The 19,979-nt window shown below is 75.3% G+C and carries 1 protein-coding gene; it reads left to right on the top strand.

Features of this window, described 5'->3' with window-relative positions:
• Positions 1 to 8: 8 nt before the first annotated feature.
• Positions 9 to 19,970, top strand: coding sequence for a non-ribosomal peptide synthase/polyketide synthase (locus tag ACIHAA_RS08650; protein WP_399814605.1), 19,962 nt, complete (start codon positions 9 to 11; stop codon positions 19,968 to 19,970).
• The last annotated feature ends 9 nt before the right edge of the window (positions 19,971 to 19,979 follow it).

Genomic DNA, 19,979 nt, shown 5'->3' with positions numbered 1-19,979 from the left:
GGACGACCATGACGTCTTCGAAGCGAAACCGTGCCGAGGCCCTGCCCGCGGACCTCCAGGAGGCGCTGCGGCGCCGCCTCGCCGGACGGGCGGCCGCACCCGACGCGGGGGCCCGCCCGGGCATCCCGCGCGCCGACCGCACCCGGCCCCTGCCCCTGTCCTTCGCCCAGCAGCGGCTGTGGTTCCTGGACCGGCTGCGCCCCGGTGACGCCCGCTACAACAGCGCCGTCGCCCTGCGGCTGACCGGCAGGCTCGACCGCGGCGCCCTCTCCCGGGCGCTGGACCACCTGGTGGAGCGCCACGAGGCGCTGCGCACCACCTTCGACGAGAGCGAGGGGCGGCCGGTGCAGACCGTGCACCCGCCGCGCCCGGTGCCCCTGCCGGTCCAGGAGCCGGACACCCCCGAGGGCCAGCCCCTCGATGCCGACGCCCTGGACCGGGCCCTGCTCCAGGAGTACGCGCGCCCCTTCGACCTGAGCACCGGCCCGCTGCTGCGCGCCCTGCTACTGCGGGAGTCGCCCTCCTCGCACATCCTTTTGCTGACGGCACATCACATCATCATCGACGGCTGGTCGATGGGGATCCTCACCGACGAACTGTGCACGGTCTACGAGGCGTTGTCCCGCGGCGAGGAGCCGCGCCTCGCCCCGGTGGCCGCCCAGTACCCCGACTTCGCGGTGTGGCAGCGGGAGCAGCTGTCCGGCCCCCGGCTGGAGAAGCAACTCTCCTACTGGTCGCGGCAGTTGTCAGGGTCCGTCGCGCCGGACCTCCCCCTGGACCGCCCGCGCCGCGGCGAGGAGTCCGGGGCGGGCGCGATCCACGCCTTCACCGTGCCCGCGGAGGTCACCGCCGGGCTGCGGCGGCTCGCGGCCGAGCAGCACACCACCCTCTTCACCTCCCTGGTCGCCGCCTGCCAAGCGCTGCTGGCCCGCTGGTCCGGCCAGGACGACATCACCATCGGCTCCCTGACCCCCGGGCGCTCCCGCACCGACCTGGAACGGGCCGTGGGCTTCTTCGCCCACACCGTGGTGCTGCGCACCCCCGTCGACACCGCCGGAAGCTTCCGCGAACTGCTGGCCGCCGCCGCGGAGACCGTCAACGGCGCCTTCGCCCACGGCGACACCCCCTTCGAACGGCTGGTGGAGGCGGTCGGCGCGCCCCGGGAGGCGGGCCGCAACCCCCTCTTCGACGTGATGGTCCTGTTGCACCCCGCCCCGCCCGCGCCGCCCGCCCCCGGCGGCCTCGCCGCATCCCCGGTGAGCGTGCCCCGGCAGGCGGCCACCTTCGATCTGAGCGTGGAGTTCGTACCGGACGGCGACGGCCTGACCGGCCTGCTGGAATACCGCACCGACCTCTTCGACGAGGCGACCGCGCGGCGGATGGCCGACCAGCTGCTGCGCACCCTCGCCGGGGTCGCCGCCGAACCCGGCCGCCCGCTCGGCACCCTGCCGCTGCTGTCCGCGCGGGAGATACGGCAGATCACCGAGGAGTGGAACGCCACCGCGCGGCCCGCGCCCGGGACGACGTACCCCGCTCTCTTCGCCCGGCAGACGGCCCGCACCCCCGACGCCACCGCGCTCGTCGCCGGGGGTGAACGCCTCGACTACGCGACCCTCGACGCCCGCGCCAACCGGCTCGCCCACCATCTCATCTCCCTCGGCGCGGGTCCCGAACGGCTGGTCGCGCTGCGGCTGCCGCGCACCGCGGACATGATCACGGCGATTCTCGGCGTCTGGAAGTCCGGGGCCGGATATCTGCCGCTGGACCCGGCGCTGCCCGAGGAGCGCCTGCGGTACCTGCTGGACGACGCGCGGCCCGCGCTGGTGCTGGACGAGGACGCGCTGCGGGCGGTGCCCGAGGACGGCCCGGACACCGACCCGGCCGACGAGGACCGGCTCGCCCCGCTCGACCCGGACCACACCGCCTACGTCCTCTACACCTCCGGCTCCACCGGCCGCCCCAAGGGCGTCACCGTCACCCACCGCTCCCTGGCCAACCTGCTCGCGGGACACCGCGAGGGCTTTGTCGCCGAAGCGGGCGGCGGACCCCTGCGGGTGGCGCTGACCGCCTCGTTCTCCTTCGACACCTCGCTGGAGGGCGTGCTGCTGATGGCCGACGGCCACCCGCTGCACCTGGTCGACGAGACGACCCGGCTGGACGCGGCCGCCCTGGTGGAGTACGTCGTCGAACACCGCATCGACTTCCTCGATCTGACCCCCACCTATCTGCGGCAGCTGCTGCCCGCCGGACTGCTCACCGACCCCCGCCACCGGCCCCGGGTGCTGATGCTCGGCGGCGAGGCCGTGGGCGCCGACCTGTGGCGGGAGCTGGCCGGGCACCGGGACGTCGCGGTGCACAACTTCTACGGGCCCACCGAGTGCACGGTGGACGCGCTGGCCTGCCGCATCGGAAGCGAGGGCCGACCCCTGGTGGGCCGCCCGCTGCCGGGCGTCCGCGCCTATGTCCTCGACGACCGGCTCCAGCCGGTGCCCCCCGGCATCGGCGGCGAACTGTACCTGGCAGGCGAGCAGTTGGCCCGCGGCTACGCGGGCCGCCCCGGACTGACCGCCGCCCGCTTCACCGCCGACCCCTTCGGGGAGCCCGGCGCCCGGATGTACCGCACGGGCGACCTCGCCCGCTGGACCCCCGACGGACAGCTGGACTACCTCGGCCGCGCCGACGACCAGGTCAAGGTGCGCGGCCACCGCATCGAGCCGGGCGAGATCGAGGCCGCGCTGGCGGGCCTGCCCGGCATCGCCGCCGCCGCGGTCGCCGCGCTCCCCGACGCGCACGGCCATCTGCGCCTGGCCGCCTATCTGGTGGCCGCCCCCGGTGCGACCCCGCCCGGCACCCCGGAGCTGCGGGCAGCCTGCGCCCGCGTCCTGCCCGACCACATGGTGCCGTCCTCCTACACCGTGCTCGACGCCCTGCCGCTGACCACCAGCGGCAAGCTGGACCGCCGGGCCCTGCCCGCCCCGGACCCGGCCGCCGACGCGCGGGAGCGGGAGTTCGTCGCCCCGCGCACCCCCGAGGAGGAGACCCTCGCCGCCATCTGGTCCGAGGTCCTGGGCGTCGCGCGGGTCGGCGTCACCGACAACTTCTTCGAGCTGGGCGGCGACTCCATCCTCAGCATCCAGGCGGTCACCCGGGCCCGCGCCGCCGGACTGCACCTGGCCTCCCGCGATGTCTTCCGCCACCAGACCGTCGCCGACCTCGCCGCCGCCGCGGCCCGCCGCACCGCCACGGTGCCTGCGCCCCGGCAGCCGTACGACGACGGGCCCGCACCGCTCACCCCGGTCCAGGAGTGGTTCTTCGCCACCCACGGCACGCTGCGGCACTTCAGCATGTCGATGCTCCTCGACCTGCCCCACGACCTCGACGAACAGGCCCTGGAACGGGCCCTGGAGATCCTGGTCGCCCGCCACCCGGCGCTGCGCACCCGCTTCACGTCCACCGCGGACGGCCGACGGCAGCAGCCCGGCGACGCCCCCGCCACCGGTCTGCTGACCCGCCACCCCGTCACGGAGCCCGGAGCCGACCCCGCGGCCACCCTCGCCGAGGCCGCCGACACCGCACGCGCCGCCCTGGACCCCGCCACCGGCACCCTGCTGCGCGCGGCCCTGCTGCTGCCCCCGGCCGGAGAACGCCCCCAGCTCTTCCTGACGGCCCATCACCTCGCGGTGGACAGCGTCTCCTGGCGCATCCTGCTGGCCGACCTGGAACGGGCCTACCGGCAGACGGCCGCGGGCGAGCCGGTGGAACTCGACCCCGTCACCGCCCCGTTCACCCACTGGGCCACCCATCTCGCCGACCGGGTGAGGGCCGGAGACCTGGACGACGACCTGCCGTACTGGACCGCGGAGGCCGCCACCCCGCGCACCCCGCTCCCCGTCGACCGCGCCGGCACACCGCTGGCCGGATCGGTGCGCACCGTGCGCACCCGGGTCGACCGCGCCACCACCGGGGCCCTGCTGCGCCGGGTGCCCGGCGTCTACCGCACCCAGGTCAACGACGTCCTGCTCAGCGCGCTCGGCCGGACCCTCGCCGACTGGGCGGGAACCGACCGGGTGACCGTCGCCCTGGAGGGCCACGGCCGGGAGGAGATCGGCCACCCCGGGACCGGGGAGACGGTCGACATCTCCCGCACGGTGGGCTGGTTCACCACCCAGTACCCCGTCACCCTCGCCCCGGCCGGACCGTCCGCCGCACCGGACTGGGCCGCCACCCTGAAGGCGGTCAAGGAACGCCTGCGGGCCGTGCCCCGGCGGGGCCTGAGCTACGAGGCCCTGGCACGCCTCGGCTCACCCGGCCCCGCCGCCGCGGCCCTGAAGGAACTGCCGCTGCCCCAGGTCTGCTTCAACTACCACGGCCAGTGGGAGGCGTCCGCCGGACGGGACTTCGCACCCGCCGCCGAGGTCCCCGGACGGGACATGGCCCCCGGTGAACCCCTGGACCACCTCCTGGACGTGTCCGCGGTGGTCGCCGACGGCGAACTGGAGATCACCTGGCACTACAGCGACCAGGTGCACCACACGGACACCGTGACCGCCCTCGCGGACGCCATGGTCCGCGCCCTCGGCGCCATCGCCGAGCACTGCGCCCGGCCCGACGCGGGCGGCCGCACCCCCTCCGACTTCCCCCTCGCCCGGCTCGACCAGGCCGCCGTGGACCGGCTCGCCGGTGACGGCCGCGGAGTGGAGGACATCCTTCCGCTGACGCCCCTCCAGGAGGGCATGCTCTTCCACCGCCTGGTCGGCGGCCCCGACGACGTCTATGTGGACCAGGCCGCCCTGCTCCTCGAAGGCGTGACGGACCCCGAGGCCTTCGCCCTGGCCTGGCAGCGGGTGACGGACCGCACGCCCGCCCTGCGGACCTCCGTGGTGTGGGAGGACGTTCCGGTGCCGCTCCAGATCGTGCACCGGGACGTCCGGCTGCCGGTCGCCCACCTGGACTGGCGGAACCTGGACGAGGACGAACGCGAGAGCCGGTTCGCCGGGCTGCGCGCCGACGACCTCGCCCGCGGCCTGGACCTGAACGCCGCGCCGCTGATGCGGCTCACCCTGGTCCGGCTGCCCGACGCCCGCCTGCACCTGCTGTGGACCTCCCACCATCTGATCCTGGACGGCTGGAGCCTCGCCCAGGTCCTCACCGAGGTGTCCGAGGAGTACGCGGCCCTCACCGCCGGACGCGAACTGCGGCCGCCCGTGCGCCGCCCCTTCGCCGACTATGTGCGCTGGCTGGCCGAACAGGACGCGGACGCCGCACGCGCCCACTGGAACGAGGTCCTCGGCGGCTTCGCCACCCCCACCCCGCTCCCCGCAGACCGCCCCCTGCGCGACGCGCACCGGGCCCGCTCCGGAGGCGTCCACACGGCCGCGCTGTCCGACGCGGTGTCGCAGCAACTCGCCCGCACCGCACGGAAGTCCGGGCTCACCCCCAGCACGGTGGTGCAGGGCGCCTGGGCGCTGCTGCTCGCCCGCTACAGCGGCGAGGAGGACGTGGTCTTCGGCACCACCGTCTCCGGGCGCCCCGACGACCTGCCCGGCGTGGAGTCGATGGTGGGCATGTTCATCAACACCCTGCCCACCCGGGTCCGCGTCGACGGCCGCCGCACGGCCGCCGCATGGCTCAGGGAACTCCAGGACACCCAGGCCGAGTCACGGCGTTTCGCCTCGGTGTCGCTGGCGGAGCTGACCTCCTCCAGCGACGTGCCCTCCGGCACCGCGCTGTTCCACAGCATGGTCGCCTTCGAGAACTACCCCTTCGACGAGGCCCGTACGGCCACCTCCGGGGTGCGTCTGGCGGACGTCGCCTCCCGCGACGCCACCAACTTCCCCCTGGTGCTGCGGGCCTACCAGGGCGAGCGGCTCGGCTTCGACCTGGCCTTCGACCCGGACCTGTTCGACCCCGCGACCGTCCGCGCCCTCGCCGACCGGCTCTGCCTGATCCTGGCCGGGATCGCCGCCGACCCCGACCGGCCCCTGGGCACCCTGCCCTGGACGAGCGCCGAGGAGCGGCACCGGATCCTCGTGGACTGGAACGGCGGCGAGCAGGGGCGGCCCGGACAGACCCTGGTGGACCTCTTCGAGGCCCAGGCCGTCCGCGTCCCCGATGCGATCGCCGTCACCTGCGGCGACGACCGCCTGGACTACGCCACGCTCGACGCCCGGGCCGCCCGGCTCGCCCACCGGCTGGCCGAGTACGGCGCCGGACCCGAGCACTATGTCGCCCTCGCGCTGCCCCGCTCCACCGACCTGGTCGTGGCGATCCTCGCCGTCCTGAAGTCGGGCGCCGCCTATCTGCCCCTGGACCCCCGGCTGCCCGCCGAACGCGTCGCCGAACTGCTCGCCGACGCGGGCCCGGTGGCCCTGGTCACCGACACCGCCTCCGCCGCCCGGGCCGAGGGCACCGAGGTGCCGGTCCTGCTCCTGGACGACCCCGCGGTACGGGCCGACCTCGCGGCCCGCCCCGCCGACGGCGCGGACCCGTCCCGCCGCCCGGACCCGGAGACCCCCGCCTACGCCATCTACACCTCGGGCTCCACCGGCCGCCCCAAGGGGGTCGTGGTGCCGCACGCCAACGTGGTGCGGCTGTTCACCCGCACCCACTCCTGGTTCGGCTTCGACGAGCACGACGTATGGACCCTCTTCCACTCCTGCGCCTTCGACTTCTCGGTGTGGGAGCTGTGGGGCGCGCTGCTGCACGGCGGCCGGCTGGTCGTCGTACCGGACGATGTCGCGCGCTCCCCGGAGGACTTCCTGCGCCTGCTGGCGGACGAGGGCGTCACGGTCCTCAACCAGACGCCCTCCGCCTTCTATCCGCTGATCCGCGCCGACGCCGAACACCCCGGCACGAGCGCCCGGCTGGCCCTGCGCACGGTGATCTTCGGCGGTGAGGCGCTGGACGTCGCCCGGCTGGCCGACTGGTACACCCGCCACCCGGACACCGCGCCCCGCCTGGTCAACATGTACGGCATCACCGAGACCACCGTGCACGTCACCTACGCCCCCCTGGACCGGGCCGCCGCCACCGGCACCGCGAGCCCCATCGGCACCGGCATCCCCGATCTGCGGATCCGGGTGCTCGACGGCGACCTGGCCCCCGTACCGCCCGGCGCCGTCGGCGAGATGTACGTCTCCGGGGAGGGGCTGGCCCGCGGCTATCTGGGCCGCCCCGGACTGACCGCCACCCGCTTCCTCGCCGACCCCTTCGGGGAGCCCGGCGCCCGGATGTACCGCACCGGCGACCGGGCCCGCTGGCGCGCCGACGGCAGCCTGGAGTACCTGGGCCGCGCCGACCAGCAGGTGAAGATCCGCGGCTACCGCATCGAACCCGGCGAGATCGAGGCGGCCCTGCACACCCACCCCGGCGTCGGCGCCGCCACCGTGGGCGTCCACGAGGACGCCTCCGGGACCCGACGGCTGGTCGCCCATGTGGTGGGCACGGGCCGGGGCGAGCACACCGCCGCCCCGCCCGCCGCCGCCGAACTCCGCGCCCACCTGGAGCGGTTGCTGCCCGCGCACATGGTGCCCGCCGCCTATGTCCCGCTGGCGGCGCTGCCGCTCACCGGCAACGGCAAACTCGACCGGCGCGCCCTGCCCACACCCGGCCCCGACGGCTTCGCCGCGGGCACCGACCGCACCCCGCCGCGCACCCCCGCCGAACGGCTGGTCGCCACCGCCTGGGCCGACGTCCTGGACACCGAAGTGGTCGGCGCGCACGACGACTTCTTCGCCCTCGGCGGCGACTCCCTGCTCGCCGTCCGCGTCACCTCCCGGCTGCGCACGGCCTTCGGCACGGACGTGTCGCCCCGGCTGCTGTTCACCCACCCCACCGTCGCCGCGCTGGCCGCCGCCCTCGACGGACCGGCCGCGCAACCGGCCGACGTCATCCCGGCCGCGGATCCGGACACCCCGCCGCCGCTGTCGTACGCCCAGCAGCGCCTGTGGTTCCTGGACCGCTTCGAACCCGGCAACACCGAGTACACGACCCTGTCCGTCCTGCGGCTGCGCGGCCCCCTCGACGAGAGCGCCCTGCGCACCGCCCTGGACGGCCTGGTCGCCCGGCACGAGGCGCTGCGCACCACCTTCGCCGAGCGCGACGGCCACGCCCTCCAGGTCGTCCACGCCCCGTACCCGGTGGCGCTGCGGGTGGACGACCTCGACGGACCGGCCGCCCTGGACGCGCTCCTCGACGAGGAGGCAACCACCCCCTTCGACCTGGCCTCCGGACCGCTGCTGCGCGCCCGGCTGGCCCGGCTCGGCCCCGACGACCACGTACTGGCCCTGGCCGTCCACCACATCGTCACCGACGGCTGGTCGCTCGGCGTCCTCGGCCGGGACCTCGGCGAGCTGTACGCGGCCGCACTGACGGACCGCGCCCCGAAGCTGCCCGAACTGCCCGTCCGCTACGTCGACTTCGCCGCCTGGCAGCGCGGCCGCACCGACCGGGCCGAGGAGGATCTCGCACACTGGCGCCGGGTACTGGACGGCCTGACCCCGCTGGAGCCGCCCACCGACCGGCCCCGGCCCGCCGTCCGCACCCGCGAGGGCGCCTCGGTCACCTTCACCCTGCCCGCCGCGCTGACCGACCGGCTGCGGGAGACCGGCCGCGGGGCCGACGCCACCCTCTACATGACCCTGCTGACAGCCTGTCAGATCCTGTTGGCGCGCTGGTCCGGGCAGCAGGACCTGGCCGTCGGCACGGTCACCGCGGGCCGTGAGCGCCCCGAACTCCACGACGTGGTCGGCATGTTCGTCAACACCCTGGTGCTGCGCGGCCGGATACGCCCCGGCCGGTCCTTCCACGAGCTGCTCGCCGAGACCCGCACCACCGTCCTGGACGCCTTCGCCCACCAGGAGGTGCCCTTCGAACGGCTGGTGGACGCCCTCCAGCCGGAACGGGACACCAGCCGCACCCCCCTGTTCCAGGTCATGGTGGCGCTGCACAACGTGGGCGCCGAGGCGCCCCGGCTGCCCGGTCTCACGGCCGAGCCGCTCACCCCGCCGGTCCGGCATGCCGCCTTCGACCTCGCCTTCGACTTCGTGGAGGGCGACGGCGGCCTCACCGGCCATCTGGAGTACGACACCGCCCTGTTCGACGCGGACACCGCCGAGCGCCTGGCCGCCCGGCTGCGGATCCTGCTGGAGGCCGCCGTCCAGGACCCGGCCCTGCCCGTCGGCGCCCTGCCCCTGATGACCCCCGAGGAACACACCCGGACCCTCGAGGAGTGGCAGGGGGAGCGGCTGCCCGTACCGGACACCGCCTTCCCCGCCCTGTTCGAGGCCCAGGCCGCCCGGTCCCCGCAGACCACCGCCCTGGTCGCCCGGGACACCACCCTCGGCTTCGGTGCCCTCAACGAGCGCGCCAACCGGCTGGCCCACCACCTCATCGGCCGGGGGACCGGCCCCGAGCGCGTGGTCGCCGTCCGCCTGCCGCGCACCTCCGACCAGCTGGTCGCGCTGTTCGCCGTGCTCAAGGCGGGCGGCACCCTGCTCTGCCTGGACCCCGGCCTGCCCGAGGAACGCATCGCGTACCTCCTCGCCGACGCGGCCCCGCACACCGTCCTCACCGAGGACACCCTGCGCGCGGTCGACTGGGACCGGCTGCCCGCCCACAACCCCACCGACGCCGACCGGCTCGCGCCCCTGCGCCCCGAGAACACCGCCTACCTCGTCTACACCTCCGGCTCCACCGGCCGCCCCAAGGGCGTCGCGGTCGAACACCGGCACCTGGTCAACCTCTGCCACGACCACCGCGAGGGGCTCCTCGCCCCGCACACCGCGGACGGCCGTCGGCTGCGCGCCGCACTCAGCGCGTCCTTCTCCTTCGACACCTCCTGGGAGGGCCCGCTGCTGCTCGCCCTCGGCCACGAGGTGCACCTCGTCGACGAGGACGTGCGCCTGGACCCCGAGGCGTTCTGCGCCCAGGTCGCCGAGCGGCGCCTCGACCTCGTCAACGTCACCCCCTCCTTCCTGCGCGAACTGACCGCCGCCGGGCTCCTCGCGCCCGACCGCCACCGCCCGGGCCTGCTCATGGTCGGCGGCGAGGCCGTCGGCGGCACCGCCTGGCAGGAACTGTGCGCCGCCGCGGACCTCGGGGTCACCGCCTACAACATGTACGGCCCCACCGAGTGCACCGTCGACGCCGTCTACGGTCGCTGCGCCGACCACCCCGGACAGCCCGCCATCGGCCGCCCCGGCCGCAATCTGCGCGCCTACGTCCTGGACGGCGCGCTGCGCCCGGTGCCGCCCGGCACCCCCGGTGAGCTGTATCTGGCCGGTGCCCAGGTGGCCCGCGGCTATCTGAACCGGCCCGGGCTGACCGCGTCCCGCTTCCTGGCCGACCCCTTCGGCGCGCCGGGGGAGCGGATGTACCGCACCGGCGACCGCGCCCGCTGGAACGCCCGGGGGCTCCTCGAATTCCTGGGGCGCGTCGACGAGCAGATCAAGATCCGCGGCTTCCGCATCGAACCCGGGGAGGTGGAGGCCGCCCTGCTCGCCCACCCCGAGGTCGCCGAGGCCGTGGTCGCCGTACGCGAACACGCCGGACGGGCCCTGCTCGTCGGCTACACGGTGCCCGCGGGCGACCGCGTGCCGCCCGCCGAGGACCTGCGGATCCTGCTGCGGCGCACCCTGCCCGACCACATGGTCCCCGCCGCCTTCGTCCCGCTGGCCCGCATCCCCCGTACCACCAGCGGCAAGACCGACCGGCGCGCGCTGCCCGCCCCGCCCGAGCAGCCCGACAGCGGCACCCGCTACATTGCCCCCCGCCCCGGCACCGAAGAGCGCCTGGCGGCCATCTGGGCGGAGGTCCTGGGTGTCGAACGGGTCGGCGCGCAGGACAACTTCTTCGCGCTGGGCGGCGACTCGATCCTCAGCATCCAGATCGTCTCCCGCGCCCGCCAGGCCGGACTGGGCCTCACCACCAAGGATGTCTTCCGCCACCAGACGGTCGCCGAGCTGGCCCTGTGCGTCACCGCGGCGGACTCGACGCCCGCCGCGGAACCGGCCCCGACCGGGGAGGCGCCGCTCACCCCGATCCAGCACTGGTATCTCGACGGCCGCCGCCCCGGCGACCCGCTGCGCTTCACCATGACCCAGCGACTGGAACTCGCCCCGGACACCGGCCCGCTCGCCCTGCGGCAGGCCGTCGACGCCCTGGTGGGCCACCACCCGGCGCTGCGCACCCGCTTCCGCCGCACCGACGGCGCCTGGCACCAGGAGGCCCTGCCCGAGGCGCCGGACGGTGTGTTCAGCCACCACGAGGTCGCGGACCTGGACGCCTCCGCCCTGGAGGCGGAGGTGCAGCGCGCGGCCGAGGAGGCACAGGCCTCGCTCGACCCCGCCGAGGGCCGGGTGGTCCGGGTCCTGTTCTTCGACTGCGGCCCCCAGCGGCCCCCGCAACTGCTGATCACCGCTCACCACCTGGTCGTGGACGGCGTGTCCTGGCGCATCCTGCTGGGCGACCTGGAGGCCGCCCACCGGGCCGCCGCGGCCGGCCGCACCCCCGCGCTTCCCCCGACCGGCACCGCCCACAGCCACTGGGCCGCCCTGCTGGAACGGCACACCCACGCCGGGGGGTTCGACGCCGACCTTCCGCACTGGACGCGCACCGCCGCCGCTCCGGCCGCCCTCCCGCCCGGCCGGGAGGGCCCCAACACCCGCGGCACCGCGGCCACCCTCACCACCACCCTGGACCCGGAGACCACGGACGCCCTGCTGCGCCAGGTCCCCGAGGTCTACCGCACCCAGGTCAACGACGTCCTGCTCGGCGCCCTGGGCCGCACCCTGGCCCGCTGGTGCGAGCGCGACACCGTACTGATCGGCGTGGAGGGCCACGGCCGCGAGGACCTCTTCGAGGGCGTGGACCTGTCGCGGACCGTCGGCTGGTTCACCGCCGAGTTCCCCCTCGCTCTCACCGTCGGCCGGGAGAACGGCTGGCGGGAGAACCTGCGCTCCGTCAAGGAGCAGCTCCGGGCGGTCCCGGCGCACGGCCTGAGCCATGGCGCGCTGCGCCATCTGCGGCCCGACGGACCGTCCGTCGGCGCCCCCGCCCCGCAGATCGGCTTCAACTACCACGGGCAGTGGGACGCCGGAACCGCCGACCGGGCGGCCGACGGCCTCTACCGCGCCGCGCTGCCGCCCGCCGGACGGGACGGCGACCCCGCCGAACCCCGCCCCTACCTCCTCGAGATCACCGGCGTGGTGCAGGACGGACGGCTGGAACTGGGCTGGACCTACCCTCCGGCCGTCTACGACGAGGCCACCGTGCGCCACCTCGCCGACGCGATGTGCGCGGCGCTGCGCGAGATCACCGAGCACTGCGCCCGGCCGGACTCCGGCGGCCGCACCCCCTCCGACTTCCCGCTCGCCGGACTCACCCAGGAGCAGCTGGACCGGCTGGTGGGCGACGGACGCGGCGTCGCGGACGTCCTGCCGCTGACCCCCCTCCAGTCCGGCATGCTCTTCCACGGGCTCGTCGACACCGAGGGCGCCTACTTCGACCGTACGGCGGTACGGCTGTCCGGGGTCGCCGACCCGGGGGCCTTCGCCGAGGCCTGGCAGCAGGTCGCCGACCGCACCCCCGCCCTGCGCACCAGCGTCCACTGGCAGGGCCTGCCGCATCCCGTCCAGGTGGTCCACCACCGTGCGGAGCTGCCGGTGACCCGGCTGGACTGGCGCGGCCTGACGGAGGAGCAGCGCGCCGCGGCCACCGAACGGCTGTTCGCCGACGACCGCGCCACGGGCATGGACCTCACCGAGGCGCCGCTCACCCGGATAGCCCTGGCCGCCCTGCCCGGCGACGAGGTGCTGCTGCTGTGGTCCACCCACCATCTGATCCTGGACGGCTGGAGCACCGCCCAGCTCCTCACCGAGGTGAGCGAGCGCTATGCCGCGCTCACCGGCGGCCCGGATGCCGCGCCGCCCGACCGCCGCCCGTTCGCGGACTTCCTGCGCTGGCTGCGGGACCAGGACGAGGACGCGGCCGTACGGCACTGGACCGAGACCCTCGCCGGTTTCACCGACCGCACCCCGCTGCCCTACGACCGCACCCCGGCCGAGGCGCACCGCGCCCGGTCCGAGGCCGCCGTACGGCACGAACTGGACGAGGCGGCCTCGGCACGGCTGCGCGAGCACGCCGCCCGGGCCGGACTGACCGTCAACACCGTGGTCCAGGGCGCCTGGGCACTGCTGCTGGCCCGCTCCGCAGGCCGCCCGGACGTGGTGTTCGGCACCACCGTCTCCGGCCGCCCGGCCGAACTGCCCGGCGTGGACACCATGATCGGCATGTTCATCAACACCGTGCCCACCCGGGTACGGGTCACCGGGGGCGGCATCGTGCCCTGGCTGCGCGGGATCCAGGAGCAGGGGAGCGACGCCCGGCGACACGACTTCGTCGCGCTGCCCCGGATCCAGGCCGCCAGTGATGTCCCGGCGGGCGAGGCGCTGTTCGACAGCATGGTGGTGTTCGAGAACTACCCCGTCGACGAGTCGGCCACGGCCCGCACCGGTGTGTGCGTCGAGGACGTCCGCGCCGACGACGCCACCACCTTCCCGCTCTGCCTGCGCGCCCACCTCACCGATCGCCTGGGCTTCGATCTCGCCTACGACGCCGCGCTGTTCGACCGGGCCACGGTGGAACGCGCCGGGGCCCGGCTGACCGCGGTGCTCACCGCGCTCGCCGACGGTCTCGACGGCACGGTGGACGGCCTGGAGCCGCTCACCGAGGACGACAGGGAACTGCTCGGCCGGTGGAACTCCACCGCCCGCCGGGTGGCCCCTCGCAGCCCGGTGGACCTGTTCGCCGAGCAGGTCCACCGCGCCCCGGACGCCGTGGCGGTGCACGACGGGGACCGTGAGGTGACGTACCGCCAACTGGGCGACTGGTCCGACCGGTTGGCGCACCGGCTGCTGAACGGCGGGCTGGCCCCCGAGGGCCGGGTGGCCCTGCTCATGGACCGCTCCGCCGAACTCGTCGCCGCCCAGCTCGCCGTCCTCAAGGCGGGCGGCGCCTATCTGCCCCTGGACGCCAGGGCCCCCGAGGAGCGCCGCCGCGCCCTGCTCGCCGGTGCGGACGCCACCCTGCTGCTGACCGCCGAGGAGGCCGCCGCCGCCCGCACCGGCTCAACGGGTCTCCTGGACGGGCCCGTTGCCGACCCCGACCGGCTCGCCTACATCATGTTCACCTCCGGCTCGACCGGCCGCCCCAAGGCGGTCGCGGTACGGCACCGGGACATCGCGTCCCTGGCCACCGACAGCCGGTTCGGCCACGGCGTGTGCGCCCGGGTGCTGCTGCACTCGCCGGTCGCCTTCGACGCCGCCACCTTCGAGGTATGGGCACCCCTGCTCAATGGCGGCTCGGTGGTGGTGGCCCCCGAGGGCCCGGTGGACGCCGCGCTGCTGGGGCGGCTCACTGCGGACGGCGGACTGACCGCCGTATGGCTGACCGCCGGACTCTTCCGGCTGCTGGCCCAGGACGCCCCCGACTGCCTGTCGGGCCTCAGTCAGGTGTGGACCGGCGGCGACGTGGTCCCCGCGGCGGCCGTGCGCCGGGTCCTTCGGGCCTGCCCCGGCCTCACCGTCGTGGACGGCTACGGGCCGACCGAGGCCACCACCTTCACCACCGCCTTCGCCCTCACCGACGCGGCACGGGTGCCCGACACCGTGCCCATCGGCCACCCCCTGGACGACATGCGGGTGCACATCCTCGACAGCCGGATGCGTCCCGTACCGCCCGGCGGTACGGGAGAGCTGTACGCGGCGGGCGAAGGCGTGGCCCGCGGCTATCTCGGGCGCCCCGGCGAGAGTGCCGCCCGCTTCCTCGCCGACCCGCTCGGGCCGCCCGGAGCGCGGATGTACCGCACGGGAGACCTGGCGCGCCGCAACCAGGACGGCACCGTGGAGTTCCTGGGCCGGGCCGACGACCAGGTGAAGATCCGCGGATTCCGGGTCGAGCCCGGTGAGGCGGAGGCCGTGCTCGCCGCCCACCCCCAGGTCACCGACGCGGCCGTGGTCGCCCGCGAGGACCGGCCCGGCGCCCGGCGGCTGGTGGCCTATGTGGTCGGCCCCGCGGGCCAGGACCTGGAGGAACTGCGGGAGTTCGCCCGCCGGGAACTGCCCGACTATCTGGTCCCCTCCGCGTTCGTCCCGCTGCCCGCCCTCCCGCTCAGCGGCAACGGCAAGGTCGACCGGGCGGCCCTCCCGGCACCGGAACCCGACGGCGGCACACCGCGCACCCGGGTGGCGCCCCGCACCGACGCCGAGCGCCGCACGGCCGATGTCTTCGCCGAGGTCCTGGGCACCCAGCGGCCCGGTGTGGAGGACGACTTCTTCCGGCTGGGCGGCGACTCCATCCTCAGCATCCGCCTCGCCTCCCGGCTCGCCGAGGAGTTCGGCACCGAACTGTCGCCCCGCGCCGTGTTCACCCACCCCACCCCGGCGGCGCTCGCCGCCCTGCTCGCCCGGGCCGGGGACACCGGCGCGCGGCGCCCCGCCGTCCTCCCGGTCGCCCGTGACACCGCAGTACCCATGTCCTACGCACAACAACGCCTTTGGTTCCTTGAGGAGTTCGCACCCGGCGGCGCCGAGTACGTCACCTCACTGGCGCTGCGGCTGCGCGGGCCGCTCGACACCCGTGCCCTCACCGCGGCCCTCGGCTCCCTCGTGACCCGGCACGAGTCCCTGCGCACCACCTTCGACACCGTCGACGGCCATGGCGTGCAGATCGTCCATCCGCCGCAGCAGGTGGAGCTGCCGCTGCACGACCTGTCCGCGCTGCCCGAGGAGGAGCGCACCGCACGGCTGGGCCGGCTCCTGGCGAAGGAGCGCGGCCGCCCCTTCGACCTGCGCGTCGGCCCGCTGATCCGGGCCGGGCTGCTGCGGCTGGCGGACGACGACCACGTACTGGCCCTGACCCTGCACCACATCGTCACCGACGGCTGGTCGACCGCCGTACTCACCGGCGACCTGGCCCACTTCTACCGGACCGAACTCGGCGCCCCGGCAACCGAGTTGCCGCCGCTGCCGGTCCAGTACGCCGACTACGCCCACTGGCAGCGCGCCCAGGACACCGCCGACGGCGAGACGCACCTCGCCTACTGGAAGGAGCAACTGGCCGGGATCCAGCCGCTGGAACTGCCCACCGACCGGCCGCGCCCGGCGGTGCGCACCCGCCACGGCGCGACCGCCCGCCTGGAACTGTCCCCGGACACCGCACGGCGCCTGGCCCGGGTCGGGCGGGACCGCGGAACCACCCTGTTCACCACGCTCGTCGCCGCCGCACAGACCTTCCTCGCCCGGCTCTCCGGCAGCCGGGACATCGCGGTCGGCACCGTCACCTCGGGCCGCGACCGGGCCGAGATCCAGCACCTGATCGGCTTCTTCGTCAACACCCTGGTCGTACGGTCCACGGTCGAACCCGACCGGCCGTTCCCCGAGTTCCTGGCCGAGGTCCGCGAGACCGTCCTCGACGCCCTCGCCCACCAGGAGGCGCCGTTCGAGCGCGTGGTCGACGCGGTGCAGCCGGAACGGGACACCAGCCGCACCCCGCTCTTCCAGGCCATGGTGGTCCTCCAGAACGCCCCCGGCGGCGACCTCGACCTGCCCGGCCTCGACGTCCTGGACATCGAAACCGACCTGGACCAGGCCGCGTTCGACCTCACCCTGGAATTCGCCGAGACCGGCACCGGAGCCCTGCACGGACTGCTCACCTACGCCACCGATCTGTTCGACGCGGCCACGGCCGAGCGGATGGCGCGCCAGCTCGCCACGCTCCTGACCGCCGTCGCCGAGGACCCCCACCGGCCGCTCGGCGCCCTGCCGCTGGCCTCCGACGAGGAACTGGACACCCTGCTGGCACAGGGATGCGGCACGGCAGCCGCGGTGCCCCCGGCCACCCTGCCGGACCTGTTCGAACGCCAGGCCGCCCGCACACCCGACGCCCTCGCCCTCGCGGACGGCGACCGACGGCTGACCTACGCGGAGGTGGACCGCGCCGCCAACCGGCTCGCCCACCGGCTCATCGGCCGGGGCGTCGGCCCCGAGACCGTCGTGGCCCTCGCGCTGCCGCGCGCCGCGGAGTCCGTGGTCGCGCAGCTCGCCGTCGCCAAGGCGGGCGGCGCCTTCCTGCCCGTGGACCCCGCCTATCCGGCGAACCGGCGGGAGTTCATGGTGCGGGACGCGGGCGCCCTGCTGGTCCTGGACGACCCCGCGGAGATCCTCGCCGCGGACGGCCCGGACACCGCCCCCGCCGACACCGACCGCACCACCCCGCTCACCGCCGACCACCCCGCCTACGTCATCTACACCTCCGGTTCCACCGGCACCCCCAAGGGCGTGATGGTGACCCACCGCGGACTGGCCCCCTTCGCCGCCTCGGCCGCCGAACGCTACGCGGCCGGGCCCGGCGACCGGGTGCTCCAGTTCGCCTCGCCCAGCTTCGACGCCTCCGTACTGGAGCTGTGCGTCTCCCTGCTCACCGGCGCCACCCTGGTGACCGGTGAGGAGGGCCCGCTGGTCGGCGAACGCCTGGCCGAGGTGCTCGCCGACCAGCGCATCAGCCATGCGCTGATCCCCCCGGCGGCCCTCGCCACCGTGCCCCCGGACCGGGCCGCCGCCCTCACCGGCCTGCGCACCCTGATCGTGGGAGCCGAGGCCTGCCCGCCCGACCTGGTGGAACAGTGGGCCCCCGGACGCCGGATGATCAACTCCTACGGGCCCACCGAGGCGACGGTGGTCGCCACCTGGACCGGGCCGCTGCTGCCCGAAGCGGGGGCCCCGCCGATCGGACACCCGGCAGGCGCCACCCGCGTCCATGTCCTGGACGCCGCCCTGCGGCCCGTCCCGCCCGGCGTCACCGGGGAGCTGTATGTGGCGGGCCCCGGACTCGCCCGCGGCTACCTCCACCGCCCCGGCCTGACCGCCGCCCGCTTCACCGCCGACCCGTTCGGCGCTCCCGGCGAGCGGATGTACCGCACCGGCGACCTCGCGCGCTGGGACGCCGACGGCCAACTCCGCTTCGCCGGACGCGCCGACGACCAGATCAAGCTGCGCGGCTTCCGGATCGAACCCGGCGAGATCGAGAGCGCGCTGCGCCGGGACCCGCAACTGAGGGACGCGGTGGTCGCGGTGCGGGCCGACGGCGCGAACGGCACCGCACGACTCGTCGCCTATGTCGTCCCCGCCGCGGGCGACCCCGGGGAACTGCCCCTGGCCGAGGTGCGGGAGCACCTGGCGGGGCAGCTGCCGCCGCATATGGTCCCCTCGCAGTTCGTCCCGCTGGACCGGCTGCCGCTCACCCCGAACGGCAAGACCGACCGGCGCGCCCTGCCCGACCCGGGACCGGCGACCGCGGGAAGGGGCCCGCGGATCGCGCCCCGCACCGACACCGAACGCCGTATCGCCCTGATCTGGGCCGATGTCCTCGGTGTGGACGAGGTCGGCGCGGACGACAACTTCTTCCATCTGGGCGGCGACTCCATCCTGAGCATGCAGGTGGTGTCACGGCTGCGCCGGGAGGGACTGCACCTGGCCACCCGCGATCTGTTCACCCATCAGACCGTGGCCGAACTGGCCACCGTGGTCCGCACCGAGACCCGGCACACCGAGGACGGCCCGGTGACCGGCGAGGTGCCGCTCACCCCCATCCAGGAGTGGTTCCTGCACACCCCGCGCGCGGGCCTGCACCACTTCAACCAGTCGATGCTGCTGGAACTCGGCGGCACACCCGACCCGGCGGCGCTGCGCACGGCCCTGGACGCCCTGCTGGAGCACCACGACGCCCTGCGCACCCGCTTCACCCGGGAGGGCGACGACTGGCGCCAGTTCACCCCGCCGCCCGCGGGCGACGACGACGGCGTTCTGGTCCGCCACGACCTGACCGGCCTGCCGGAGACCGAGGCCGACGCGGCCATGGAGAAGGCCGCCGACGACCTGCACACCGGATTCGACATCGGCCGGGGCCCGCTGTTGCGCGCCGCCCTGTTCACCGGCGACGGCACCCGCCCGGCCTTCCTGCTGCTGGTCGCCCACCACCTGGTCGTCGACGCCGTGTCCTGGCGCATCCTGCGGGACGATCTGGAGAGCGCCTACCGCCAGGCCGCACAGGGCGGCCCGGTGTCCCTGGGGGAGCGCACCACCTCCTTCCGCGACTGGTCCCGGGGGCTGGCCGCCCATGTCGCCGAAGGCGGACTGGACCATGAACTCCCTTACTGGGAAGAGGCGGTGGCCGCCGGTCCGCTGCCCGCGGCCCCGGCGCCCGGACCGGACGCGGAACCGGCCCGCACCGTCACCGTCGAACTGGGCGAGGACGACACCGCGGCACTGCTGCGCTCCGCGCCGACCGCCTACCGCACCCGGGTCAACGACGTACTGCTCGCCGCCCTGGCCCTGGCCCTGGCCCGCTGGAACGGGCAGGACCGGGTCCGCCTGGACCTGGAGGGCCACGGCCGAGAGGACGTGCTCGACGGGGTGGACCTGTCGCGCACCGTCGGCTGGTTCACCACCGTCCACCCCGTCGCCCTCCAGGTGCCCGAACCGGACCGCACCGGCGCGTCCCGCGACTGGCGCGCCCTGGTGAAGTCGGTGCGCCGCCAGCTGCGCGCGGTCCCCGGCAACGGTCTCGGCTTCGGCGCGCTGCGCACCTACGGCCCGCCCGAGGTGCGGGAACGGCTCGGCCGGGCCGCCCACGGACAGGTGGTGTTCAACTACCTCGGCCAGTGGGACGGCCGCCCCGCGGAGTCCTCGAACGGCCTGGTCCGCTCCGAGCACGGCTCGTTCGGCCAGGACCACGACCCCCGCGACGGAGGCTCCCACCTGCTGGAAGTCGTCGGCGCGGTGCAGAACGGGCGGCTCGCCTTCACCTGGCACCACCGTCCCGGCATCCATGACACGGACAGCGTCCGGGCCGTCGCCGAGGACTTCGCCGACGCCCTGCGCCATATCGCGCGGCACGCGCGGGAGGGCGCATGAGATCGGCCG

The sequence above is a fragment of the Streptomyces sp. NPDC052040 genome, from assembly GCF_044548405.1.
Lineage (GTDB): Bacteria > Actinomycetota > Actinomycetes > Streptomycetales > Streptomycetaceae > Streptomyces.
This window is presented reverse-complemented; position numbering and strand designations above follow the sequence as displayed.